This window comes from Butyrivibrio sp. FCS006 (genome assembly GCF_000424525.1).
In the GTDB taxonomy this organism is placed as follows: domain Bacteria; phylum Bacillota; class Clostridia; order Lachnospirales; family Lachnospiraceae; genus Butyrivibrio.
This window is the reverse complement of record NZ_KE384204.1, coordinates 742653-767808: the sequence shown is the minus strand read 5'-3', so window position 1 is coordinate 767808 and position 25156 is coordinate 742653. Positions and strand designations below refer to the sequence as shown.

Annotated in this window: 22 protein-coding genes and 1 rRNA gene; all 23 read right to left on the bottom strand. The window is 44.5% G+C overall.

Annotation, left to right across the window (positions count from 1 at the left end):
• Positions 1–457 (bottom strand): 16S ribosomal RNA (locus tag G633_RS0114680); the annotation flags it as partial.
• A gap of 424 nt (positions 458–881) precedes the next feature.
• The gene (locus tag G633_RS0114675) at positions 882–1733 is read right to left on the bottom strand and encodes a DegV family protein (RefSeq protein WP_026520367.1); all 852 of its coding nucleotides are present in this window, start codon (positions 1731–1733) and stop codon (positions 882–884) included.
• Between the two features lie 13 nt (positions 1734–1746).
• Positions 1747–2604: a hypothetical protein gene (locus G633_RS0114670; RefSeq protein WP_026520366.1), complete on the bottom strand. Its 858-nt coding sequence runs from the start codon at positions 2602–2604 to the stop codon at positions 1747–1749.
• Between the two features lies 1 nt (position 2605).
• Entirely contained in the window at positions 2606–4111 is a 1506-nt protein-coding gene (locus G633_RS0114665) for a sensor histidine kinase (RefSeq protein ID WP_026520365.1), read from the bottom strand.
• A gap of 7 nt (positions 4112–4118) precedes the next feature.
• Entirely contained in the window at positions 4119–4796 is a 678-nt protein-coding gene (locus G633_RS0114660) for a response regulator transcription factor (RefSeq protein ID WP_022770475.1), read from the bottom strand.
• A gap of 17 nt (positions 4797–4813) precedes the next feature.
• The gene (locus G633_RS19515; protein WP_022770474.1) at positions 4814–5422 is read right to left on the bottom strand and encodes a hypothetical protein; all 609 of its coding nucleotides are present in this window, start codon (positions 5420–5422) and stop codon (positions 4814–4816) included.
• Complete coding sequence (glgX, locus tag G633_RS0114650) at positions 5412–7589, bottom strand: glycogen debranching protein GlgX (RefSeq protein ID WP_022770473.1); 2178 nt, start codon at positions 7587–7589, stop codon at positions 5412–5414. Before glgX ends, G633_RS19515 begins: the two co-directional genes overlap by 11 nt.
• A 110-nt stretch (positions 7590–7699) precedes the next feature.
• On the bottom strand, positions 7700–9112 hold the full coding sequence (locus G633_RS0114645; protein WP_026520364.1) for an oxaloacetate decarboxylase subunit alpha: 1413 nt from the start codon (positions 9110–9112) through the stop codon (positions 7700–7702).
• 37 nt (positions 9113–9149) lie between these two features.
• Complete coding sequence (locus G633_RS0114640; protein WP_022770470.1) at positions 9150–10292, bottom strand: sodium ion-translocating decarboxylase subunit beta; 1143 nt, start codon at positions 10290–10292, stop codon at positions 9150–9152.
• Positions 10293–10339: 47 nt separating this feature from the next.
• Positions 10340–10702 (bottom strand): acetyl-CoA carboxylase biotin carboxyl carrier protein subunit, encoded by a 363-nt coding sequence (locus G633_RS0114635; protein ID WP_022770468.1) that lies wholly within the window; start codon positions 10700–10702, stop codon positions 10340–10342.
• 25 nt (positions 10703–10727) lie between these two features.
• Positions 10728–11579, bottom strand: a complete 852-nt coding sequence (locus tag G633_RS19510; protein ID WP_196802302.1) for an OadG family transporter subunit — start codon at positions 11577–11579, stop codon at positions 10728–10730.
• A gap of 17 nt (positions 11580–11596) precedes the next feature.
• Entirely contained in the window at positions 11597–13027 is a 1431-nt protein-coding gene (locus G633_RS0114625) for an acyl-CoA carboxylase subunit beta (protein WP_022770466.1), read from the bottom strand.
• A 124-nt stretch (positions 13028–13151) separates the two neighbouring features.
• Complete coding sequence (scpB, locus tag G633_RS0114620; protein ID WP_022770464.1) at positions 13152–13721, bottom strand: SMC-Scp complex subunit ScpB; 570 nt, start codon at positions 13719–13721, stop codon at positions 13152–13154.
• A 1-nt stretch (position 13722) separates the two neighbouring features.
• Positions 13723–14472: a segregation and condensation protein A gene (locus G633_RS0114615; RefSeq protein ID WP_022770463.1), complete on the bottom strand. Its 750-nt coding sequence runs from the start codon at positions 14470–14472 to the stop codon at positions 13723–13725.
• Positions 14462–15346 (bottom strand): metallophosphoesterase, encoded by an 885-nt coding sequence (locus G633_RS0114610; RefSeq protein ID WP_022770462.1) that lies wholly within the window; start codon positions 15344–15346, stop codon positions 14462–14464. The genes G633_RS0114615 and G633_RS0114610 overlap by 11 nt, the downstream gene beginning before the upstream one ends.
• Before the next feature lie 124 nt (positions 15347–15470).
• Positions 15471–15647 carry a 30S ribosomal protein S21 gene (gene rpsU, locus G633_RS0114605; RefSeq protein WP_013280615.1) on the bottom strand — a complete coding sequence of 59 codons (177 nt, stop codon included), beginning with the start codon at positions 15645–15647 and terminating at the stop codon, positions 15471–15473.
• A gap of 149 nt (positions 15648–15796) precedes the next feature.
• Positions 15797–17605, bottom strand: coding sequence for a hypothetical protein (locus tag G633_RS0114600; RefSeq protein WP_155828911.1), 1809 nt, complete (start codon positions 17603–17605; stop codon positions 15797–15799).
• A gap of 8 nt (positions 17606–17613) precedes the next feature.
• The gene (gene alaS / locus G633_RS0114595) at positions 17614–20265 is read right to left on the bottom strand and encodes an alanine--tRNA ligase (RefSeq protein ID WP_022770459.1); all 2652 of its coding nucleotides are present in this window, start codon (positions 20263–20265) and stop codon (positions 17614–17616) included.
• 10 nt (positions 20266–20275) lie between these two features.
• Positions 20276–21685: a glycine--tRNA ligase gene (locus G633_RS0114590; RefSeq protein WP_022766909.1), complete on the bottom strand. Its 1410-nt coding sequence runs from the start codon at positions 21683–21685 to the stop codon at positions 20276–20278.
• A 29-nt stretch (positions 21686–21714) separates the two neighbouring features.
• Positions 21715–22317 carry a hypothetical protein gene (locus G633_RS0114585; RefSeq protein ID WP_022770457.1) on the bottom strand — a complete coding sequence of 201 codons (603 nt, stop codon included), beginning with the start codon at positions 22315–22317 and terminating at the stop codon, positions 21715–21717.
• Between the two features lie 63 nt (positions 22318–22380).
• Complete coding sequence (recO, locus tag G633_RS0114580; RefSeq protein WP_022770456.1) at positions 22381–23040, bottom strand: DNA repair protein RecO; 660 nt, start codon at positions 23038–23040, stop codon at positions 22381–22383.
• Between the two features lie 9 nt (positions 23041–23049).
• The gene (era, locus tag G633_RS20325) at positions 23050–24117 is read right to left on the bottom strand and encodes a GTPase Era (protein WP_026520363.1); all 1068 of its coding nucleotides are present in this window, start codon (positions 24115–24117) and stop codon (positions 23050–23052) included.
• Positions 24104–25132, bottom strand: coding sequence for a DUF4349 domain-containing protein (locus G633_RS18650; protein WP_051200253.1), 1029 nt, complete (start codon positions 25130–25132; stop codon positions 24104–24106). The genes era and G633_RS18650 overlap by 14 nt, the downstream gene beginning before the upstream one ends.
• Positions 25133–25156: the final 24 nt, after the last annotated feature.

The following is a 25156-nucleotide window of genomic DNA, read 5'->3' as shown; positions in this document are numbered from 1 at the left end:
TGATAGAGCTTTACATACCGAAATACTTCTTCACTCACGCGGCGTCGCTGCATCAGAGTTTCCTCCATTGTGCAATATCCCCCACTGCTGCCTCCCGTAGGAGTTTGGGCCGTGTCTCAGTCCCAATGTGGCCGTCCGACCTCTCAGTCCGGCTACAGATCGTCGCCTTGGTAAGCCGTTACCTTACCAACTAGCTAATCTGACGCGGGCCCATCTCATACCACCGGAGTTTTTCACACTGGATCATGCGATGTTGTGCGCTTATGCGGTATTATCAGTCGTTTCCAACTGCTATCCCCCAGTATGAGGCAGGTTGCCCACGCGTTACTCACCCGTCCGCCACTAAGATTAAACAAGATTTGACCGAAGTCTCGTCAGCGTCTAATCTCCGTTCGACTTGCATGTGTTAGGCACGCCGCCAGCGTTCATCCTGAGCCAGGATCGAACTCTCACGTTAAAATAAGTTCAATTCCAGCCAGAACTAAAACGTTAGCTTTTCGTTCTGTCCGTTATTACTTTTGGTTTGTTACTTCTGAATAATTCTCTTGGAATTTTTCAGGGTTGCATTACTGTTTATTTGTCAAGGTGCAGGAGCTTAGAATCTGCTCCAGTGCTGCGTTTTCGCTGTTTTTTATTCATCAGCGCCGCAACGAATCTAACTATATCACCCGCCAAAAAAGATGTCAACAACAATTTTCAAATTTTTTTAAATTTTTTATATTTAAAACAAAAAAACGGCGCAACCACGCTGTTTTCGAGCCACAACTTTTTTTGAATTTCTTATGCACTGACTTCATTTTCAAGGAGCTGTCTTGAAACAAGGTCTGCAAAATCGCCTTTCATCGCCATAAGTTCCTCAAAGTATAAACAAAGCGTAAATATTACTCCTGCTCCTTATCTATAAACAGGACGCCAAGTGTTCCCGGTCCGCAGTGCGATGAAACAACGCTGCCTGCTCTTGTCTCTAAGATTTCTCCGAATCGTTCCATTTTTGTGAGGTAGTCTTTTACCATAATTACAAGTTCGGGGCTGCATCCGGAATGAGTTATGAATACTCGCTCAGGTTTAGCACTCTTTAGGGCATCTTCCATGTCTTTTACATAGTCGCTTATATACTTCTGAGGAAATCCCCTGTACTTATTCTCAGGCCTCATTCCTCCGTCAACTACAGCGATCCTGGGGTGGAGCTTTAGAGCGTTGCCAAAATAAGCTGCAACACCTGAGCATCTGCCGCCTCTGTAAAGATATGTAAGGGTCTCAACAACAAAGCTGGCCCTTACGCGGGGAATCAGCTTTTCTATATTGTCTGTAATCTCCGCTGCACTTTTGCCGCTTTCCGCCATCTGCGCAGCTTCAATTATCAGAAGTCCTATTCCTGTTGAAAGATTTTTGGAATTTATTACATGAATATGATCCTCCATGGCAAGTTCCTCAGCTGCCAGCATACAATTGCTGTAGCATGAGGACATGGAGGCTGAGATTGTAAAGATAATATAGTCGTCCGCATCATAAGTCTTCAGGATATTCATGATGTCATTAACGCTTGGAGCAGCCGTTCCCGGCGTTTTCTCCGTCTCGTCGGACCACTTATAGATGTCGTCGGGAGTGATATTAACTCCGTCCAAATACTCGTCTTCTCCGAGTCTTACATACAAAGGAATAATACCTATGTCATATTTCTTGATCAACTCGGGTGAGAGGTCACATGTGCTGTCTGAAAGTATCTTGATCATTGTATTCTCCGTTTTATTTAAGAACTATCGTCTGAGTTTCTCCCCTGATAGTTGCGATCATTCCAAGACTCTCTATCTTAGTTGCTTCCTTTTCACTTATCTGCGTGAGGACCACAACGCTCTCGTGTGCCCTGGAATCTATATTCCCGGAGTATGATGAGAGGTCATTAGGAAGGAAAGTAACCGATGAATAGCCAATATCCTTGCCGTTTAAGATTATCTTAAAGCTAAGTCCAAGCGGAATAAGATTAACACTCTTTTCTGTATCTGAGCCGTTATAGAGATCAAAGCGAAGCACTAAAAGCCTTTTGCTCTTATCTGCATTTACTACATAGCTCTTTGAACTCTCGGGATATGTACTGGATACTGAATAGCCCTGATATGACAAGAAGATATCAGGCATGATCTCCTGTGACTCATCAGATGATAAGGTTATTGCATTGGGATCTGATACTTCTGTTGCTTCTTCACTGCTATCGCCTTCAGTAGCTTCTGTGCCCTCAGTCATAGCATCAGGATCTGTTGTAAGCTCCTGTCCTTCAGGCTCTGTCTTCTCTAATGCAGGTTCTGGCTCTTGTACCTGCGCAGGAGCCTGGTCTTTTTGACTGTTCTTGGCTGCCTGTTCTTTTGCAAGTTCTATCTCAGCAGCCCTTGCAGCTTCTTTCTGCCTTTCTTTAAGGACCTCTTTTGCATCCACAACAACCAGTCGCTCCTGGCCGTTATTTGAATACTTCATCAAAAGACCTGCAGCATATTCCACAGTCTGTTTATACTGCTCCTCAGTCAGATCCGGAAATTTCGATCCGCATCCTGTCATCATGAGCGTTGTCATAACTATTAGTACCGCCTGCAAATACCTTTTTTTCATCATACTATTTTGTCTCCAGTTCAAAATAGAATTCCACACCATTATCGTAATTTATGACACCGTATTTCTGGTGCATACCTTCCATAATAGCCTTAACAATCGAAAGTCCTACTCCGCTTCCTCCGTATTCTCTTGTCCTTGCCTTATCTACCTTGTAGAACTTCTCCCAGATATGATCTATGCTGTCCTCAGGAATAGGTTCTCCCGTATTAAAGACGGATACTCTTACATGATTATCCTCAGTTGTGGTGATCTTGACCTCGATCACCTTCTCTCCGTCTATGTGGTTGATGGCGTTGCTGTAGTAGTTCTGCAGCACTTCCTCAATCTTGAATTCATCTCCCCATACAAATATCGGCGGATAATCACCGAATTTAACGGTTACATCCTTCTGCTTAGCCAGCATGGATGCGGATTTAAGGTAATTGGTCACCATATCGACAATGTCAAAACGCTCCATATTGGCGCTCTCATTGCCAAACTCAAGCTGATTAAGTGTAAGGAGCTTCTTGACCATGATGTTCATCTTGGATGCTTCATCCATGATTACTTCACAGTAAAAGTTCCTGCTCTCCTCGTCGTCGTTAATACCTTCCTTAAGTCCCTCTGCATAGCCCTGTATAAGAGCAATGGGAGTCTTGAGCTCATGTGATACGTTTGAGAGGAACTCTTTTCTCATGGTATCAATTTCTTCCTTGCGGGCGATATCCCTCTTTAGAGCAATATTGGCATTCTTGAGTTCCTTGATGTTTGACTCAAGGGTCTCAGAAAGCTCATTCATGTTCTGCCCCAGAACATCTATCTCGTTTCGGTATTCATTCTCAGGTACATATTTAGCTTCGAAATTAAGCTTTTTCATGTCATCTGAGATGTAATAGAGCCTCTTGATTGGGTCAGTTACTTTTTTACAAATATAGAGAATAAGGACAGAACCAACAACGATGGCAATCAGCGCTACATATACCATAAAAGTGTTGGATATGCTAACGTTGTCTCTGATACTCTCCATAGTGGTCCTTACAAGAACCAGATTTCCGTTTCCGACAATGCCCCACATCTCCAGGTATTGTCTGCCTGTCCCCTTATCCACAGTGATCTGAAGAGTATAGTCATCTCCGTAATCTATTATTGTCCTGTCGGACATATCGCTGGCCATTCCTGTTGCAGAGCTTATCATGTTATCCCACAAAACCTTTGCAAGGAGCTCAGCATTGTTACTGGATGTCTTAAGTGTCTTTGAATCAGCATCCAGTACTATCATCTCGATGTTGTATCTCTCGCAGATATGATAGATTTCAACATCGAATTCTTCAGAGGTAATGTCTCCGCTTCCTATGGCCTGAGATATACTCCTGTAGGCAGCTATAATGGCTTCTCTCTTGTTCTGGATATAAAACTTCTCCATAAAGAAGAGGTTAACAACAAGGCACATCAGAAATGTGCCTACCATAATGCCGATGAATACAGCACTAATCTCAAATCTCAGCGAATGGATCTTTTTCTTTTTCATTTGGTACTCATGCCTCGAACTTATAGCCCATACCCCAGATGGTCTTGATCATCTCGCCCTTATCGCCGAGCTTTCCTCTGAGCTTTTTAACATGGGTATCAATGGTACGCGCATCACCAAAATAGTCGTAGTTCCAAACGTTGTTAAGTATCTTTTCACGGGAAAGAGCAACTCCCTTGTTCTCAAAGAAGTAAGTTAAAAGCTCAAATTCCTTGTAGCTGAGCTCAACTTCTTTTCCATCTACCAAAACGCTGTGTGCAACTTTATTCAGGACAATTCCGTTTTCCTCTAAAACTTTTTCATTTACAGACTTGCCTGTGGTTCTTCTAAGGATTGCCGAAACTCTTGCTGCCAGGATCTTTGGGCTAAAGGGCTTTGAAATATACTCATCAACACCAAGTTCAAAACCAAGAAGTTCATCCCTCTCTTCGGCTTTGGCTGTCAGCATGATGATCGGTACCTTTGAAGTTGTCCTTATCTCTCTGCATACCTCCCAGCCGTCTCTCTTTGGCATCATTACATCAAGAATAATAAGTGCTATATCTTTGTCAGCATAGAATGTATCAAGGGCCTGCTGGCCATCCTCAGCCTCAAGGACAATGTATCCGTCCTTTGTAAGAAAGTCCTTTACAAGCTTTCTCATTCTGCTCTCGTCATCTACTACAAGTATCTTTAAATCGTCCACTGAAGGTTTCCTCCTGTCTAATTTGTTCCTGTATCCTCATCATAGCCTTTCGTACCTTCAATGCCAAGTCTTTTTTCCGCTTCCCTGACGGCTTTTTCCCTGTCAGAAAGCTCCTGTTCCCATCCGGCGTAGCGATTTGTGATGTTTTTCCTGTAATTTATGATGTTATCGGTCTCCGCAGTGACGGTAATATAGAACATCACCCCAATCAGAATAAGCAGCACAATGTTCAGGATTATCGAGAAGATGGTCTTAAAATTTGCTTCCTTTTTGGGTTCCTGAGGCAGGATTCTCTGCTTCACATTAAGGCTGTCCATGGCGGAGTGCCTTGTCATGGAAACATTCAAAGGGATAGGGATCAGATCTTCCTCCTTATAACCGCTCTCAAGGAGTTTGTGCCTTAGCCCTACCAGATATTCCCAGCCTATGGGAGTCTTGAATATCTTATTTTCAATTGATTTCTCATAAACGGCTTTTATATCGACAGGTCTTGATGCCTTGACCCTTGCCTCAAGAAGATTTATCTTTGATAGGTCCATTGACGCTTTCTGTGCGTCGTTTTCTGATAAAAACTCATACCCGCCAACTATAAACTTTTCTTTGCCTTTTCCTTCATCAGCCGCCATATTCAGCTCCGTAAGATGCTATGAATACATTAACACTTCTGGCCTTAAGGGTCTTGTTGCGCCATGTCATAGGCTTTGGTCTGTTGTAAAAATACTTGCCACCCTCATCTCCGGTATCCACGCAAAGAGCCCAGAAAGCTCCTTCCGGAGGATTTGGAAGCATCATCTGTATATCTTCCCAGTAAGCATTTATTGCAAGATATACGATATCATCATGTCCTTTTTTCTTGATGTAACCGGCAAATCTCACGCAGATAACTCTGGAGTCCTTGGTGATATTGCCGTGGTCAGGATTCTCTGTATGCACGGAAATTGATGGATATCCGCACTGAGCCGGCCTTAGCTCTTTTCTTATACAGGGGTGCTTTCTCCTGAACTGGATCATATTCCTGTAGAAATCAAAGAAGTTCTTGTTCTTATCAAGAAGATCCCAGTTGAGCCAGCTTATCTCATTGTCCTGACAATATGCATTGTTATTGCCAAACTGTGTGTTGCCAAATTCATCCCCGGCATAGATCATCGGGGTTCCTCTGCTGCACATAAGCACAGTTATGGCATTTCTCATCATCCTGAATCTGAGGTCATTAACCGACGGATCATCGGTTTCACCCTCGCATCCGCAGTTCCAGCTTCTGTTGTCGTTGGCTCCGTCCGTGTTATTCCAGCCGTTATCCTCATTGTGCTTGTTGTTATAAGAATACAGGTCATAGAGAGTAAAGCCGTCGTGACAGGTTATGAAATTAACCGAAGAATCGTATCCAAGGTACGATCCGCCGTAAAGGTCCATGGAACCTGTAATTCTCTTGACTGCTTCAGGTGCTGACCAGATATCGCCCTTCAGGTAGGATCTGATATCATCCCTGTACTTGCCGTTCCACTCAGCCCATCTCTTCCAGGCAGGGAAGTTACCAACCTGATACATTCCGCCTGCATCCCAGGCTTCCGCAATAAGCTTAACATTTCCAAGAATCGGGTCATACGCAAGCCTCTGGATAAGCGGAGGCTTCTCCATGGGAGCTCCGTCCTGATCTCTTCCGAGGATACTTGCAAGATCGAATCTGAATCCGTCCACACGATATTCCTCAACCCAGTATCTGAGGCACTCAACGATGAATTCCTGCACCATAGGATGGTTACAGTTCATGGTATTTCCGCATCCACTAAAGTTGTAGTACTGCCCGTAAGGAGTCAGCAGATAGTAAATATTGTTATCAAAGCCCTTAAATGAGATAAACGGGCCGTTTTCATTGCCCTCAGCCGTGTGATTGAACACAACATCAAGGATAACCTCAATTCCGTTATCCTTAAGGGTCTTTATCATATGCTTAAGTTCAACGCCCTCTTTGTTGTACTCACTCTGAGAAGCGTAGCTGGTATTTGGTGCAAAAAAGCTGATGGTGTTATATCCCCAGTAGTCAAGGAGCGTTTTTCCGTTTACCTCTCTCTTGTCTCTGGTCTCATCAAACTCAAAGATTGGCATCAGCTCAACGGCTGTTATACCAAGTCTCTTTAAGTATTCTACCTTCTGTTTGATGCCGTCAAAGGTTCCTCTGAACTTAACTCCCGATGATGGGTCCATGGTAAAGCCCCTTACATGCATCTCGTAGATAACGGAGTCGCACATGGGGATTCCCAGTGAATTGGTATCATTCCACTCAAAGTTATCTCTAACCACCCTTGCCCTGTAGGCTCCGTCGCGATTTGGATTCTGTCCCCATATCCTCTGGCCTGAAACAGCCTTTGCAAACGGATCCAGCAGCAGATGATTCTTATCGAACAAAAGACCTTTCTCCGGCTCCCAGGGTCCGTCAACACTGTAGGAGTACTCGAGATTTTCAATATCAAGGCCAAAAACGATCATTGAATACACTTTACCTATCCTGTAGCTCTCCGGGAAAGGAATCTGCACAAAGGGCTTTATTTCGCCTCTTTTGTACAAAAGAAGAGTTATAGACGTTGCCCCGTTGGAATAGGCAGTAAAATTAACGCCATCAGTAAGCATGGTGGCGCCATTTATGTTGTAGAAGCCGGGTCTGATCCTGTAGCCGTTTACCTCATTAAGGGCAAGGAGCTGCCTTCCCACATCTGCTTTTCTGAGCTCTCTGGGTGCGCTTTCGCCGATTTCTACTGGCTTTTTAGGCTTTGCGTGTCTTCTAATCTCGTCCATAATACTATTTTACCACTACTGAGGGGTGCAAAGAATAAAAAAAGATGAAATTTTGTACGCAAGCGTAACAAAATTTCATCTTTTTTATTCTCTATAAGGCAAAAGCCAAATTATACGGGGTAAGCTCCGTTCTTAGTATCAGCTGCTGTAATATCAACCTTATCTTTCTGAGCTGCACGATACTTGAAGAAGTCTGTAGCAACCTGAGGGAACAGTGCATATGAGAGAACGTCCTCATCCTGCTCCTTCCACTGAGCAACTTCCTTCTCGAAACCAGGAAGTCCGGGCTCGAGCTTATCAGCAGGTCTGCATGTGATAACCTCTCTGTCGCCGATGATCTTCTTCTGAACTTCAGGGTTGAAAGGCTTGATAGTCTTACCATAAGCACCTGCAAGGAGGTCCTTAGTCTGGTCAGTAGCAACCTTGTATCTCTCGCCCATAAGTACGTTCATAACGGCCTGAGTACCAACGATCTGTGATGAAGGTGTAACAAGAGGTGGCTCACCGAAGTCCTTACGAACACGAGGAATCTCCTCAAGCACTGTTGTGTACTTGTCGCTTGCATTCTGCTCCTTGAGCTGGCTAACCATGTTGGAAAGCATTCCGCCGGGAACCTGATACATAAGAGTCTTGATGTTAACACCAAGAACCTTAGGATCAAGAAGTCCGCTTGCAAGGCACTCTTCTCTGTAAGGTCTGAAGTAATCAGCAATCTCAGCAAGAACCTTCTGATCAAGTCCTGTCTCGAAAGGCTGTCCCTTGAAGGCCTCAACCATAACCTCTGTAGCAGGCTGTGATGTACCAAGAGCGAAAGGTGAAATAGCACAGTCGATGATATCAACACCTGCCTCAGCAGCCTTCATGTATGTCATGCTGGCAACACCTGAGGTGTAATGTGTGTGAAGGTCGATAGGAAGCTTGGTTGCTCTCTTAAGAGCCTTAACAAGCTTTTCTGCCTCGTAAGGAAGAAGAAGTCCTGCCATATCCTTGATACAGATTGAATCTGCACCCATGTTCTCGATATCTTTTGCAATGTTCATCCAGTACTCTTCTGTATAAGCATCACCAAGGGTGTATGCAAGAGCGATCTGAGCATGTCCGCCTTCCTTCTTGCAGGCCTTAACTGAAGCCTCAAGGTTACGAAGGTCATTCAGACAGTCGAAAATACGGATGATATCGATACCGTTAGCGATTGACTTCTGTACGAAGTACTCAACTACGTCATCGGGATAATGCTTGTATCCAAGGATGTTCTGTCCACGAAGAAGCATCTGAAGCTTGGTGTTCTTAAATCCTGCCCTGAGCTTACGAAGTCTCTCCCATGGATCTTCCTTAAGGAATCTCATTGAAGCATCGAATGTAGCACCGCCCCAGCACTCAACAGCATTGTATCCAACCTTATCCATTGTATCGATGATTGGAAGCATCTTCTCTGTAGGCATTCTGGTTGCGATCAGAGACTGATGAGCGTCACGCAGAACGGTCTCATTGATGCGAACTGGTTTTCTCTCTAATTCTGCCATATCTAATATCCTTTCTAAGATAATTATTATCTAAATCTTAAACGCCGAAGACGGCCATGAAGGTACCTGCTACTACGGCAGTACCGATAACTCCGGCAACGTTAGGTCCCATCGCATGCATGAGCAGGAAGTTGGATGGATCATACTCTGCACCAACCTTCTGTGATACACGGGCAGCCATAGGTACGGCTGAAACACCTGCGGAACCGATGAGCGGATTGATCTTGCCCTTGGTAATAAAGCACAGGAGCTTACCTAAGAGACATCCTGCTGCAGTACCAAATGCAAAAGCGATAAGTCCAAGAACAACGATGATAAGAGTTGTCTTGTTGAGGAATGCCTCAGCACTTGTTGTAGCACCAACTGATGTTCCAAGAAGGATAACTACGATGTACATAAGTGCGTTTGATGCTGTCTCCTGGAGCTGACGAACAACGCCTGACTCTCTGAAGAGGTTACCGAGCATCAGCATACCGATAAGAGGTGCTGTTGTAGGAAGGATCATGCATACAACGATAGTAACGATTACAGGGAAAAGAATCTTCTCAAGCTTGGAAACCTCTCTAAGCTGCTGCATTCTGATGGTTCTTTCCTTCTGTGTTGTAAGAGCCTTCATGATAGGTGGCTGAATCATTGGAACCAGAGCCATGTAAGAGTAAGCTGCAACGGCGATAGGTCCAAGGATTGATGTCTGGTGGAGCTTGGATGCAAGGAAGATAGATGTAGGACCATCTGCTCCTCCGATGATTGATACTGCTGCAGCCTGCTGATCATTAAAGCCAAATGCGATGGCCATGAAGTAAGCTGAGAAGATACCAAACTGAGCTCCGGCTCCCATAAGGAAGCTGATAGGATTGGCAATAAGCGGACCAAAGTCTGTCATAGCACCTACACCCATGAAAATAAGTGAAGGAAGAATAGCCCACTCATCCAAGATATAGAAATAATGGAGAAGTCCACCGGCTGCACCATTTGCCGGCTCTGCCATGATTTCAGGATAAATATTTACAAGAAGCATACCGAAAGAAATCGGTACCAAAAGCAAAGGTTCAAATCCCTTGGCAATGGCCAGGTACAAGAACACGAGCGCTACCACGATCATGATGTAGTTGCCCGGCTCCATTGTTGTAAAGGCTGTCTGTTGCCAGAGATTAGATAATGTATTAACTATGTAATCCATTCGTATCCTCTTTCTGTTTTTTCAAACTTTAAGTTTCTCTGACCTTATCAGTTGAGAGTTGCAAGTACTCTTCCTGCCTCTACTGCATCACCTGCAGCAACATCAATGCTTGCTACTGTTCCGTCCTGAGGAGCTACCATAGGGATCTCCATCTTCATAGACTCAAGAGTAACAACTGTGTCGCCCTTCTTAACTGAAGCGCCAACGTTAGCATCGATTCTGAGAACCTTACCTGCTGCACCTGCCTCGATCTTGATAGAACCTGCGCCTGCGCTGGCCTTCTTAGCAGGAGCTGCAGGAGCCTTAGGAGCGGGAGCTGCTGCTCTTGCTACGGGAGCTGCTCCGCCTGCGCCTTCCTCTACTGTTACATCATATACGTTTCCGTTAACGGTTATTGTATAGTTCTTCATTGTTTCTCCTTTCAAAGCCCAAAGCTTATCTGTTATTCTTCCATTTTGAATTTACTTTTCTGATAGATCTTACTGTGAAGCCATCTGTAGATGCGCTTCCCTCATATGCTGCGATAGCTGCTGCAATAACTGCAACCAGCTCAGCGTCAGAGGAAAGATCCTCTTTGTCAGCAATCTGAGTGATTGTATTATCCATTGCCTTCTGGGCAATTTCCTTATCGCTCTCTTTCTTCTTTCTGCCTGTTCCGGAGATAAGCGGGAACAATGAAATTATAAGAGAAATAATGATAAGTACTGCGAATGCCATTCCCATTCCGAGAAGGGTGTTAAGTCCGGCATTCTCAAGCTTCTCTCCTGTGGTCTTGTTGACTGTGATACCTACGTCTGTAGGAAGACCACTGTTGTTTAAATACATCTCCATAAGAGCGGAGTGCTTGGTTCCTGTAACTGTGGCGTCAAGTACAAGAACGCCGTCATCATTGATGTAGTAGGTTGTATCGGTTACCTTTACTTCATCAGCAAGTGTGTCTTTTGAAGTAAATCCGATATCCTTAATAGCCTTATACCAGCTATCATATCCGGATCTGCAAACCTCAAAGAAGTCATCGTCATAGGTGATTGTTCCGCCCTGCTGACTTGTAGCTATATCAAAGTACAGCTCCTTCTCGAAGTTCTCTGGGGTTATGTCGCGAAGATACCACTGTTCGAATAACCTGTCCTCGAATATGTTGGCATAATTAGCCATGAAATCCTGGTTGAATTCTTCGGGATTGTATCTGCTACCCTCAACAGTGTTGTAGGTAATTTCTTTTCCACAGGCTGTTAAACCAAGGAGGCAGCTCATAACAAGTCCCAAAACAAGTATTTTATGCTTCATTCTGAGTGCTCCCTTCATTAAACTGTGCCGTGTTTCTTGGCAGGACGCTCATCCCTCTTTGTAAAAAGCATCTCGAAAGCGCCGATGACATACTTTCTTGTGTCAGCGGGCTCGATGATCTCATCTACATATCCTCTTGCTGCAGCGCTCTTAACATTGTTCTGAAGCTGAGCATACTCTGTAGCTGTCTTGGATACTGTCTCAGCATCCTTACCGTCACAAATGATCTTGGCTGCGATATTTGCATCCATTGTTCCGATCTGAGCATCAGGCCAGCTGATTGTGATGTCTGCGCCAAGAGCTTTAGAGTTCATAACAACATAAGCACTTCCAAAAGCCTTGCCTGTTACAAGGTTAACCTTTGGAACTGTAGCGTTTGCAAGGGCAAATACAAGCTTGCCTGCAGCCTTTGCAACGTGCTTCTCATCACACTGTGTTGAACCAAAGCCTGTTGCGTTTGTAAGTGTAAGAACAGGAATATCAAAAGCATCGCAGAAGTTAATGAACTCAGCTGCCTTGTTGCATGCATGAGCTGTGAGCTTGTCGCCAAACTTCTCTGCTTCCTTGCCGTTCTCGTCAAAGAGTGCTGTACGGTTTCCTACAAGACCAACGGTTGAGCCGTTAAGCTTAACAAAACCTGTAACCATCTCTTTTGCATAGTCTCTCTTTGTCTCAAAGAATACACCGTTATCAGCGATCTGACCTGCGATAAGAGCAGGATCTGCTGTGTAGCCGTCGAGATTCTCGCATGCTCTGTTGAGATCATCTGTGCACTCGTCATAGGAATCACCGTCTTCGTTGTTAGAAGGAAGAAGTGAAACGAGCTCTCTGATCTGAGCATAGATTGTAGCCTCATCAGCCACAACATCAACGTTGCCTGCGTTCTCGCTCTGCCACTTGGCACTTGATGTATCAAGCTTCTCTTTGTAGTTGCCATCAAGTACGTTAGGTGAGTTGACAAACATTTTAGCCTTGTCAGACTCCATGAATGTGAAATCTGTAATTGAAGGGATTAAAGCAAGTCCTCCACCACATGTTCCAAAGACAGCTGTTATCTGAGGAACTACACCTGAAGCCTCCACCTGCTTAAGATAAATCTCACCGAATGCATTGAGTGCATCGCTGCCTTCCTGAAGACGAAGGCCTGCTGAATCGATAAGTCCGATAACAGGTGATCCGGTCTTAATAGCCAGGTCATAAAGACGAACGATCTTCTTGGCATGCATCTCACCAATAGATCCGCCAAGTACAGACGAATCCTGGCTGTATACATACACCAGATTTCCGTCAATGACACCGTAGCCGGTTACTACACCGTCTGATGGTGTCTCTTCCTGTTTCAGATTGAAATCTGTGCTTCTTGCGGTCACAAGTGCGCCAATTTCAACGAAACTGTTTTCATCGAGCAAAGCATTTATTCTTTGACTCGCTTGTGAAGAACTACTCATTTGTTTACCTCCATGAATATATTTTTATGCATAAATTCCGCAACTTTAGTCACAGTATAGTATATCACAAAAGTCGGCAAAAAAAAGAGGAGAATGCCAATTAATTCACATTCTCCCTAGGTTTTTAAATATCAAGTTTTAAATTTACCTCTGCTTCGGCCTGTGCCTTGAACTCTTCTACCTGTACAGTGCCTATTGCCGGCAGTTCTTCGATGGAGCGAACTCCAAAACTCCTTAAAAACTCCTCTGTGGTTCCGAACAGAAGTGGTCTTCCCGGAGCATCGAGCCTTCCAAGCTCCTGAACCAGTCCAAACTCCACAAGTCTGTTGACTGCATGATCGCTGTTAACGCCGCGGATCTTCTCAACTTCAAGCCTTGTTATAGGCTGCTTGTAAGCAATTATGGAAAGGGTCTCCATGAGCGAATCGGTCAGTACTGCCTTTTTGGGTGCCTTGGCAATCTTGACCAGGTACTCGTACATCTCCTTTTTTGTGCAGAGCTGAACGGCTTTATCAAGCTCAATGATTCCTATTCCGCTGTCCTGCTTCTCATATTTCTCTTTCAGATATGCAATATAGTCTTTAACCTTTTTGGGCTCCTCCTCCATTGCCTTGGCAAGGGAATTTATCTCAACGGAATCTCCCATGGTAAAAAGAATAGCCTCAACGATGGCTGCGCCTTCTTCTCTGGTCATCTTAGTTTGCCTTTCTGGATGTAATTATTATGTCGCCGAATGTGGTCTCCTGCTCGATCTCTATCTCGCCAAGCTTCATCTCCTCAAGCATAACAAGAAAGGTCACAATGATCTCGGTCTTGCTGTGCTGTTTTTCAAGGAGCTGCCTGAAACTGAATCTCTCGTGTTCTCTGATGTATGCCTTGATATAAAGAGTCTTGGCATCCATGTCGATTTCTTCCTTCTCGATGTTTCCGAACTTACTTCTGATCGGATCCACCTTATCCTCCTGCCTTTTAAGGAGTTCCTGGAAGATTGAATTAAGCTTGGTCAGAGTTGTATCGCCAATAAGGTCTGAAAAGTCAATGGGCATCTCGTAGTCCTTGACTTCCTTAGGCAGGTCTTTTGCCCTGAACCACTGCATGTCGGCATCCATCTGCATGTCCCTGAGTTCGTATGCCATATATTTGTACATCTTGTACTCAAGGAGCTTCTCAACAAGCTCTGCTCTGGGATCCTCTTCCTCGCCGTCCTCATTTACTTCCTTGGGAAGAAGCATCTTGCATTTAATATCGATAAGCGTTGCTGCCATAACCAGAAATTCAGAGGTAACGTCCATGTCTTCCCTCTGCATGGCATTAATGTATGCCATATACTGCTCTGTAATGGTAACGATGGGAATATCGTAAATATCTATCTGATTCTTATCGATCAGGTGCATAAGAAGGTCAAGGGGGCCTTCAAACACCTGAAGTTTGACCTCAAGTGACATTCTTTTTTCCTCGTAGTTTTATAACAGAAATCTCACCCGGATTAAACATCCTCACATGAATTGTGTGAGTTCCGAGGCCTCTGCTGAGTATCATGGTGCTTCCATCCTTCTCATACTTTCCGGCATCGTATTTAGGGAAAAGAGCTATTGCAGGCGATATTACACCTCCAAGAAGCGGAAGCCTTATGATCCCGCCGTGAACATGGCCGGAAAGAACAAGGTCAGCTCCCCAGTCGGCATAGTTTTTAAAATAGATCGGATTATGAGCAATGAGTATCTGATAATGCTCCTTCTCAGCAGTATTTACGCGGCCTAAAAGATTATCGAGATAGTCATCTTCCATATTGGCTTTAACAACCTTCTTAAAAAAGCCAAGGTCAAGGCAAAGACCGGTAACTCTGATGTTTGTTTCTTCTATCATCACAGAGTCATTTTCAAGATACACGGCTCCGGCTCTTTTTAATCTGTTCTTATATCTGTCAAAGAGATTCCCAAAGGAATCTTTATATGTCTTTATCTTCTCCTCGTGATTGCCGTTTGAGATATATACGGGATATCTGGATGAAAGATTCTCCAAAAGTCGCAGCCCCGAATCCACCTCAACATTGTGATGGTTCTTAGTTGCAGTGATCATATCACCCGCGCAGAATATGGCATCCGGCGATATCTTATCAACAGCTTCTATAAGCTTTTCATTGTCCTTCCCGTAAAAATATCCGTGAAGGTCAGTCAGAAATACATACACGAAGTCCCTATCCAGCTTGTCAGTAGTAACTTCATACTCATAAATCTTAAAATTATGAGTGTCGTGATATATGACAATACCGGATAAAACTATCAGTAATGCAATTATGACAATAGTAGAAATCAACATAGGCACTTATCCCAATTCAAACGTAACAAAAAGTATTTTATCACAGCTAAGCACAGATTTGTACTTTGAGTTTTGCAGATACATAAAAAGGTCCCCGGAAAATCCAGGGACCCTTCCAATTGATTTAGTTATATTTGCGCTTTCTTGCTGCTTCAGACTTCTTCTTGCGTCTTACGCTTGGCTTCTCGTAGTGCTCTCTCTTACGGATCTCCTGCTGGATACCAGCCTTTGCGCAACTTCTCTTAAAACGACGCAGTGCGCTATCCAAAGTCTCGTTTTCTTTTACTACTACAGTTGACATCTCTACTCTTACCCTCCCTTCAGTCCCATTAAGTACATGACTGATTGGGTTATTTGCTATGTTTTGAGCCATTTGCTCACATAACATCACATATTATTGCATAAAACCCAAATTCCGTCAAGGGAAAATTTAAATTTCTTTTAGTTATTTTATTCCACTCTCTCAATCCCCAAAAGCTTAAAGCCAAGAGAATTGTTCAGATATGGACGAATATGTGCGATATAAATACCGTTTCCGGGATCTTCTTCATCTCTTTTCTGTTGCCAGTTCAGATCACCCGGAGTAAGTTCATAGACAGGACCGAAGTGATAATCAAAGCACTGTAGCTCTTCGTTATAATCATAGTCTTCAGGACCGTCTACTCTGTTTCTGTTTCCGTATCCGCTGGCATATACCAGTTCATTATAACTTGGACTGTATAACAAAAGTGAAGCACCTTCCGGATAAACACTCGGATTATCCTGCATTACACTATTTACATCTAGTTCAAGCGAAAACATATCACGGAAAAAGGTCTTGGCATATGCAAGGGATCCGCCGAGCAAATTCTTCTCTCCGACAGCCTTGCTGTAAAACTCCTCAAATTCCTCTTTTCCAATCTCACTCTTTAGGTACATCTTGTTAGTACCATCGCCCTGATCGACGATGCAGGCGAATCGCTCAGACTGGATATTTTCATTGTCCTTGTTGATTCCTGCCTTTAAGTACATCTGAAGAAGCAGTGGATCCTTTGAGAGTATATCTTCAAGCTCCTTAGTGGTTCCAACCGGTACAACATACTCCATACCCTGCTGGTCATAGAGGTCTCTGGAGGTAACCATGTTATCCATGATTCCCCAGAAGATATCCTTCTGCTGCTGAGTAGGCTGGAAGTTTGTATAGTTTCCGTCAACAAACTCATCAAAGCTCTCAAGCTTATCAGCTTCTGCCCCGCTAAATCCGCAAAGGTTATACAGAACATAGGAATAATATGCCTTCTGCTTATCCTCTTCCTCGTCAACAGGTCTTGGATAGGTCAGCTTCATCTGATATATTTTTTCGTTTTCTATCCTGCAAAGATCATAAACGCGTTCAGCCTCAGCTCCGCCATCGGCGTAAGCCGTAATGATCACAATGGCATTATCCTTTTCCTTTGAGATCTGACTCTTTTCCACAACAGGTGAAAAGAGCTTGTCTTTCTCGGAACTTATGACCTTCTCCATCATGGCGTCCATGTCTTTTTTGTAATTAAGTCCGTTTTCATAGACGCTAAAAACAGCTGTTGAACCATCCGATCCGGAGAACGTGATGCTTCTTATGATCTTGCCAAAGTCACCATCTTCCTGATTATTCACCATCTTCACATCATTGTAGATATCTGATGGATAGTTAAAAGAAAATCCGGTGATCTCCGAGTCATATCTCTTGTACTTGGTATAGTCAAGCACCTGAGAGTTTTCATAATTGGCACGGTTAGATTTGTACAGGCCAAATTCTTCCATGAGTTGCTGTGGTGAAACCACAGTGCTCTCTTCTGTTGCTGCATCAGGCCCTTCTACTATAACTGCCTGAGACGGTTCATCATTTCCAAGGTCAACTTTGGGCTGTCTGTACAAAAGAGCCAGTCCTATGCCAAGGCACACGACAACGAACAGCACTGTTCCGGAGATAACAAGCCGCAACTGGAGTTTCCTGCTTGATGCTCCTTCATACTGCCCTTCGTTTTCTTCGCCTTTCAGGACATTGTCTATGGGGCCTTCATCAAGGAGTCTGTCCATTTCACCCTCAACTTTCGAAAGCTTATGAAACAGCTCCTCGTACTGTGTCCCCGACATGTCATTGTAGCGATTCTCAGAAGCAAACTTCTCACCGATTTTTTCGATGATGTGCTTTTTCTGAGTCTCGAGCTCTTTTAATTCTTCTTCAAAGGCGTCTTCATTTTGAGTCTTAATTTGTAGTAAATCGAATAGCCCCATCATTTTCCTTTTTATCCTATCTGCTCACCAAGGATCTTTTCTGCCTCAGCTATGGCATCTGCGATACCTGCAGGGTTCTTGCCGCCGGCCTGAGCCATGTTCGGACGACCACCGCCGCCTCCGCCTACCTTAGGCGCAATTGCCTTAACGAGGTTACCTGCATGAGCACCCTTTGCCATTGCTCCGTCAGTAGCCATGGTTACAAGGTTTACCTTGCCATCAAGCTCAGAGATAAGAACTACTACGCCCTCACCGAGCTTAGTCTTCATCTGGTCTCCCAAGTCTCTAAGGCCGTTCATGTCAACACCCTTAACAGATGTAGCAAGGAGCTTAACTCCCTTTACTTCCTTGACCTGGTCGCCCACATCTCCGAGAGCTGCCTGAGCTTCCTTACTCTTTAAGGACTCGTTCTCGCTCTTAAGAGCCTTGAGCTCCTCCTGGAGCTTCTTTATATGGTCATTTATATCGGCAGGTGTTGTCTTAAGTGCCTTAGCTGCCTCTTCAAGCTTATTCTCAACATCTCTGTAGTAATTTCTTGCATTGCTTCCTGTGAGAGCTTCGATACGACGAACTCCTGCTGCAACGCCGCTCTCTGAAACAATCTTGAAGATACCTACATGACTTGTATTTGATACGTGAGTACCACCGCAGAGCTCTATGGAGAAATCTCCCATCTTGACTACGCGGACTCTCTCGCCGTACTTCTCACCAAACAAAGCCATAGCTCCTGTCTTCTTGGCTTCTTCCATTGTCATTTCTTCTGTGACAACAGGAAGAGCTGCTGCGATCTTCTCGTTTACAAGATCCTCAACCTTTTTGATCTCCTCAGCCGTCATAGCCTGATGGTGTGAGAAGTCGAATCTTGTCTTGTCAGGATCCTGGTAAGAACCGGCCTGCTCAACGTGATCACCGAGTACTTCCTGAAGTGCCTTCTGAAGAAGGTGAGTAGCACTGTGGTTTCTGCAGGTCTTAGCTCTGTTCTCTGCATCTACGCAGAGCTTAACAGCATCGCCAACCTTAAAGGAGCCTTCTGTAACCTCTCCTACGTGAGCTGTCCTTCCGCCTGCTACATGAATGGTGTCTGTTACTGTGAACTTAGCGCCGTTTGCGCCCTCGATCACACCGATATCTCCAACCTGTCCACCCATTGTTCCGTAGAAAGGTGTAACGTCTGTAATGATGCTGCCCTTTGATCCGGCTGTGAGCTCATCTGAAAGCTCCTCATCAGCCATGGCAACGATCTTGCCGTCAGCTGTAATAGATGTATATCCAACAAACTCGCTCTTAACTGACTCATTAAGAGAATCGAATACTCCGGCGCCGGTAGTGAGGTTAGCTGAGAAGTTCTGATTATCTCTTGCCTTCTGCTTCTGCTCTTCCATAGCCTTAGCAAAGCCGTCCTCATCTACAGTAAAGCCCTCTTCTTCAGCAAGCTCTACAGTGAGCTCTACAGGGAATCCGAAGGTATCATAGAGGAAGAATGCATCTTTTCCGTCTACTGTCTTCTTTCCTTCTGATGAAGTCTTATCAAGGATCTTCTTAAACTCTTTCATTCCGTTCTCAAGAGTTGACTCGAAACGATCAATTTCTCTTCCGAGCTCTCTTAATACGAACTCTCTGTATTTAACAAGGTTAGGATAGCTCTCTGAGTACTCATCAAGGTAAATTGTTGCTACTCCGAGGATCTGCTCCTTCTTAAGTCCCAGGGCTCTTGCGTGTCTTACAGCACGACGGATAAGTCTTCTTAAGATGTAGCCTGCTCCTGTGTTTGAAGGAAGAAGCTTAGCCTCATCACCGATGAGCATTACTGCTGTTCTTGTGTGATCAGCAAGGATTCTCATGGATCTTGTTGACTTCTCGTCAGCTTCATAAGCGATTCCGCTCTCTTTTGCAATGTATGCGATAACAGGAGCGTGAAGATCGATCTTATAAACATCATCAACACCGTTGAGGAATGCAAGGATTCTCTCAAGTCCCCATCCTGTATCTACGTTCTTCTGTGAAAGAGGTGTAAGGGAACCGTCGTGATGCTTCTCATACTGCATAAATACGTCGTTACCGATCTCTGTGTACTTACCGCAGTGGCATCCGGGTCCGCAATCAGGTCCGCAATCCGGGATGTCTTTTACATAGAACATCTCAGAGTCGGGGCCACATGGACCGTATTCAAGTCCCCACCAGTTATCCTCAGCGGGAAGATAGAATATATTCTCAGGCTTAAATCCTGATTCGATACGGTATTTAGCACCCTCTTCATCTCTTGGAGCATTCTCATCGCCTGCAAATACTGTTGCAGCAAGGTGATCTCTGTCGAATCCAAAGAGCTCTGTAAGAAGCTCATAGCTCCACTGGCAACGTTCTTTCTTGAAGTAGTCACCAAGTGACCAGCTTCCCATCATCTCGAAGAAGGTTCCGTGGCTCTTATCACCAACGGAATCAATATCATTGGTACGAACACATCCCTGAACGTTGCAAAGTCTTGTTCCCATGGGATGCTTCTTACCTAAAAGATAAGGCATAAGTGGCTGCATTCCTGCAACGTTGAACATAACACCTGTGGAACCGTCTGATACCAGTGATACGGCTCCGCAATCAACGTGGCCCCTCTTGATGTAGAAGTCCTTCCAAGCCTTTCTAAGCTCATTAGCAGTAAACTGTTTCATAAATCCTCCATTAAAAATCAAACTTATCAGCAAAGAAGCTCTCAAGCTCATCAATGGCAATACGCTCCTGCTCCATTGAATCCCTGAATCTTACTGTTACCTTGCCGTCTGTCTCTGAATCAAAATCATATGTAATGCAGAAAGGTGTTCCGATCTCATCCTGTCTGCGATATCTCTTACCGATGTTTCCTCTGTCGTCAAACTCGCAGTTGTACTTCTTTGAAAGCTGAGCATAGATCTTCTCTGCGCCCTCGTTAAGCTTCTTGGAAAGTGGAAGGATACCGATCTTAACAGGTGCGATCGCAGGATGGAAACGAAGAACTGTTCTCATATCAGGCTTATCTTCTGTTCCGAGGTTCTCCTCATCGTATGCTTCGCAAAGGAATGCAAGAGCTACACGGTCTGCACCAAGTGAAGGCTCAACAACATAAGGGATGTACTTCTCATTTGTCTCATCATCGAAGTAATCCATAGACTGGCCTGATGTCTCCTGGTGACGTGTAAGGTCGTAATCTGTTCTTGAAGCAATGCCCCAGAGCTCGCCCCACTCTGTGAATGGGAATGCATACTCGATATCTGTTGTGTGATCTGAGTAGAATGAAAGCTCCTCAGGATCATGGTCACGAAGACGAAGGTTCTCTTTCTTGATTCCGAGAGAAAGAAGCCACTCATAGCAGAACTTTCTCCAGTACTCAAACCACTCTGTCTGTGTTCCGGGCTTGCAGAAGAACTCAAGCTCCATCTGCTCGAACTCTCTTGTACGGAAAGTGAAGTTACCGGGAGTGATCTCGTTACGGAAACTCTTACCTACCTGGCAGATTCCGAAAGGTACCTTCTTACGTGATGAACGCTGTACGTTCTTGAAGTTTACAAAAATTCCCTGGGCAGTCTCGGGACGAAGATACACTGTATCCTTGGCATCCTCTGTTACACCCTGGAATGTCTTGAACATAAGGTTGAACTCTCTGATGCTGGTGAAGTCATGCTTGCCACATGATGGGCATGGAACGTTGTGATCGTTTATGAACTTCTCCATCTCCTCGTGAGACCATCCGTCTACTGATGTCTCAAGAGTAATATTATTCTCTGCAGCAAAGTCCTCAATGATCTTATCTGCTCTGAATCTCTCGTGGCACTCCTTACAATCCATAAGAGGATCTGAGAAACCGCCAAGATGTCCTGAAGCAACCCATGTCTGAGGGTTCATAAGGATCGCACAGTCTACGCCTACGTTGTATGGGCTCTCCTGTACGAACTTCTGCCACCATGCCTTCTTAACGTTGTTCTTGAACTCTACGCCGAGATTACCGTAGTCCCAAGTGTTCGCCAGTCCGCCATAGATCTCAGATCCGGGATAAATAAAGCCTCTTCCCTTTGCCAGAGCAACAATCTTGTCCATTGTCTTTGCTGATTTTTCCATGTTTAAATATTCCTCTCTGTAAATGTTTCTTATTTTGAAAGAAGGAGCTGTGCGTACTCTGCAGTTACCGCATGAAGCTCTGCTTCCTTTTTACCAAGGCTGTTGACTCCCTTTGACATGTATTCGATGTTATAAGGGGTCTTAATGTTTGTCTTGTCACTGGTTATTATTATGTGTCTGTCAGGATTCTGATCGATTATAGAAGGATCTATCTTGTCACCCTTATCATCCACAAGGTTTAAATTAAGCTCATACCCTGCGCTTCTGGCATCTGCCACAGTGCCGTAGAACATATCCACCTGATTATAATAGGAATAGTCCTGGGCGCTCTCAAACTGCATTGTAAGCTTAACAACGCCTTCCTCCTCAAGCACCTGAGCATCTGAAAGCGTGATCCTTGGGTTTTCATACTCTGAATTGTAATCTGAAATTTCTTCTTCTGCCATATTTTTAAGTTCTTCAAGGCTGTAGTAATCCTTGTCGAAGGTATCGTATAAAACGCTCTCTACCTTACCTTCCTTGTCCACCGATACTGTGGATACCCCCGCAGTCTCTTTTCCGCAGGCGCATAGTCCCAATATGGTAAAAGATATTACGGCAGCTGCCGTAAGTTTTTTCTTTATAATAACCACCTTTTCACCTCACAAACAAAGTAATTATATCCAAATCATTTTTCTTTTTCAATAGCGCCTTCATTACAGGGCATCGTCAAAGGTGGCGAGCATTTCCATGCTTTTTAGTGTCCTGTCGATAAACTTACTTCTGTAAAGGGATGTTACCCTGCAAAGTTCATAGAGTACTTCGTCGCTTACATTAAAGGTATAGAGCTTCTCAAGCTGCGAAGACTCTATATGTGAAAGAGCATATCTCGTGGATTCCTGTATCTCCATATTTGCCGGAACTCCGGGATACTCACCTTCTATCTGAAGGCTCTTTAGCTCATAAATGCACCTTACCAGCTTATTGGGAATTGAGTCCTTTTGCAGAGCTTTCAGGGAAATGTACAAAAGATTTAGCAGTTCCCTGTCCTCAATATTCTCTTTTGAATAGTACGAAGCCAGTTCAAGGAAAAAGGTGCCGTAACAGGCACCTTCAAGATCCCCCCTAAATCCTTCAAAGTAGTTCTCTATATCCGCCTCTACAATATTGTAGGAACTTTTGCCCACAAAGAGCTTGAAAGTTCCGAAACAAAATGGCTCAACTGTGCCTGAGAGCCGCCCGTTTGGCTTTCTTGCGCTTCTTGCAAAGGCTGTGATCTTGCCCCTCTCGGCGGTGAATATAGTTGCTACCCAGTCATAATCCCCACTGGGACTATGCTTTAGTACTATTCCTCTGACGGTAATGATATCTTCCATCAAAAGCTCCTATTTAAAATCCTTTGGATTGTAACCAAAATTCTTCATCTGCTGCGTATCATCGCGCCAGTCTCTTCTTACCTTAACAAAGAGCTGGAGATTAACCTGACATCCAACCAGTTCCTCGATATCTTTTCTGGCTGCGCTGCCGATTCTTTTTAGCATAGCGCCGCCCTTTCCGATGACGATTCCCTTGTGGGAGTCTCTCTCGCAGATGACCGTTGCCTCAATGTCCATGATACCCTCAGGATCATAAACCTCTTCCTCGGCATTCATATCATCCAGGGAAAAGACAACCTGGCCATCCGGAAGGTCTTCATCCATAGCTGCCTGCATCTGTTTCTCAAGAGCGCTCTTTTTTGGCGGATGCTGATGTCTCTTTTTCTTAGGTTTCTCTGCCTTTTTCTCCCTCATCCTCATGGTCTCAATTGTTACAGCAATTCCGTGAGGTACCTCGTCCTGAAGAAGACGAAGAGCCTTTTCTCTTATGATCTCCGCTACGATCTGTCTCTCAGGCTGATCTGTAATGGTGTCCTCATCATAAAGAGCAGGTCCGTAGGGAAGGAATTCCTTGATTGTAGCAAGCACGCCATCTACATTCTGGCCCTTAAGGGCTGCAACCTTCACCACTCTGGCAAAGTCCATTTCCTTGGTATAAGCATCTTCGAACTTCTGAAGGTTCTCCGCCGATACGGTATCAATCTTGTTGATGACCAGTATTATGGGCTTTTTGGACTTCTTAAGCTCCTCGATAATGGACTTCTCCACTTCACCTATATAGGTGCTGGGCTCAACGAGCCAGAGAATAAGGTCCACCTCTTCCAGCGTACTCTTTGCCACCTTAGTCATGTACTCGCCAAGTTTATTCTTGGTGTCGTGGATTCCCGGGGTGTCAAGGAATATCATCTGTGCCTCGTCATCTGTAAAAACAGTCATGATCCTGTTTCTGGTGGTCTGAGGCTTGTTGGAGGTTATGGCGATCTTCTGCCCGATGAGGTGGTTCATCAGTGTCGACTTACCTACATTGGGACGCCCTATTAAAGTTACAAAACCTGTTTTAAAATTACTTATTTCCATCGTTTCCTTTTTCGGGCTCTTTAGCCTGCTGAGGTGCCTGGTTACTTGCTACCGGAGCTGCGTTCTGCGCAGCTGCCTGATACATCATCTGCATCTTCTTAGCCTTTTTCTTCTTGCTTCCCACAACAATTGCTCTGATAATGAGCACAATAATTACTACAACTATGACAAATACTATAAGTCCGGGGATGTGTGATACAAACCATACAAGGAAGTCAACAATGGCTTCGCCCACATCAGAGAGATTCTCCATAAAGCCCTTGCCCATTCTGCTGAAGGCACTCTCTTTCTCCACAGGAGTGAACTTAACAACCTCTTCAATGTTAAGGTATACCGTGCTGTAATCAACAAGATTGTCGTAGCTTCTGATCTGAGATTCTATGCTCTCAAGTTCATATCTTACATCAGCAAGCTTATCCTCTACTGTTATGAGGTCTTCAACTGTCTCAGCAGATTCCAGAATCTCTAAAAGTCTCTTCTCCTCTGTTCTTAAGGAGTTTCTCTTACTCTCGATATCAACATAAGTAAGAGTAATGTCATCTACATTGACAGATTTTCTTGTGATGTTTGTGTTTCCTTCTACAGAATCCACAAAGGAGTCAAGATTTACAGCAGGAACTCTTGCAGTAATGCTGGCACTTCTGGATGAACGTCCGGAATAGGTGGTTCCGTTGTAGATATTGCTGGACTCGATATATCCGCCAAGTCCGGTAACTTTCTGTTCTATAAGGGATACTGTCTGATCAAGGTCCTCAGTCTCGGTATCGAGATTAACGGTCTTAATCAGCTTTCTGCTGGTGTCATTGACCTGCGTCTGGCCATCTGTTCCTGCAGAAGTATCTGCCATTTCCATAGCTGCAGCAGGCTCTTCATATACGCCATAGTCAGCAGCTGTCTCAGTCGCTGCATACTTGGCATATCCTGATGAGTCGCTTGATGATCCGCAGGCTGTGAGCATAACTCCCATGAAAAGAGCCACGGCCGTTCCAAATACTCTGACACTTCTCTTTTTCATAATCTCCTCCTTTTGGCGCCATGG

Coding starts and splice junctions, on each gene's coding strand:
- G633_RS0114675 (WP_026520367.1), bottom strand. CDS start 1,733: ATGATCAAGATACTTTCAGACAGCACATGTGACCTCTCACCCGAGTTG.
- G633_RS0114670 (WP_026520366.1), bottom strand. CDS start 2,604: ATGATGAAAAAAAGGTATTTGCAGGCGGTACTAATAGTTATGACAACG.
- G633_RS0114665 (WP_026520365.1), bottom strand. CDS start 4,111: ATGAAAAAGAAAAAGATCCATTCGCTGAGATTTGAGATTAGTGCTGTA.
- G633_RS19515 (WP_022770474.1), bottom strand. CDS start 5,422: ATGGCGGCTGATGAAGGAAAAGGCAAAGAAAAGTTTATAGTTGGCGGG.
- glgX (WP_022770473.1), bottom strand. CDS start 7,589: ATGGACGAGATTAGAAGACACGCAAAGCCTAAAAAGCCAGTAGAAATC.
- G633_RS0114645 (WP_026520364.1), bottom strand. CDS start 9,112: ATGGCAGAATTAGAGAGAAAACCAGTTCGCATCAATGAGACCGTTCTG.
- G633_RS0114640 (WP_022770470.1), bottom strand. CDS start 10,292: ATGGATTACATAGTTAATACATTATCTAATCTCTGGCAACAGACAGCC.
- G633_RS0114635 (WP_022770468.1), bottom strand. CDS start 10,702: ATGAAGAACTATACAATAACCGTTAACGGAAACGTATATGATGTAACA.
- G633_RS19510 (WP_196802302.1), bottom strand. CDS start 11,579: ATGAAGCATAAAATACTTGTTTTGGGACTTGTTATGAGCTGCCTCCTT.
- G633_RS0114625 (WP_022770466.1), bottom strand. CDS start 13,027: ATGAGTAGTTCTTCACAAGCGAGTCAAAGAATAAATGCTTTGCTCGAT.
- scpB (WP_022770464.1), bottom strand. CDS start 13,721: ATGACCAGAGAAGAAGGCGCAGCCATCGTTGAGGCTATTCTTTTTACC.
- G633_RS0114615 (WP_022770463.1), bottom strand. CDS start 14,472: ATGTCACTTGAGGTCAAACTTCAGGTGTTTGAAGGCCCCCTTGACCTT.
- G633_RS0114610 (WP_022770462.1), bottom strand. CDS start 15,346: ATGTTGATTTCTACTATTGTCATAATTGCATTACTGATAGTTTTATCC.
- rpsU (WP_013280615.1), bottom strand. CDS start 15,647: ATGTCAACTGTAGTAGTAAAAGAAAACGAGACTTTGGATAGCGCACTG.
- G633_RS0114600 (WP_155828911.1), bottom strand. CDS start 17,605: ATGATGGGGCTATTCGATTTACTACAAATTAAGACTCAAAATGAAGAC.
- alaS (WP_022770459.1), bottom strand. CDS start 20,265: ATGAAACAGTTTACTGCTAATGAGCTTAGAAAGGCTTGGAAGGACTTC.
- G633_RS0114590 (WP_022766909.1), bottom strand. CDS start 21,685: ATGGAAAAATCAGCAAAGACAATGGACAAGATTGTTGCTCTGGCAAAG.
- recO (WP_022770456.1), bottom strand. CDS start 23,040: ATGGAAGATATCATTACCGTCAGAGGAATAGTACTAAAGCATAGTCCC.
- era (WP_026520363.1), bottom strand. CDS start 24,117: ATGGAAATAAGTAATTTTAAAACAGGTTTTGTAACTTTAATAGGGCGT.
- G633_RS18650 (WP_051200253.1), bottom strand. CDS start 25,132: ATGAAAAAGAGAAGTGTCAGAGTATTTGGAACGGCCGTGGCTCTTTTC.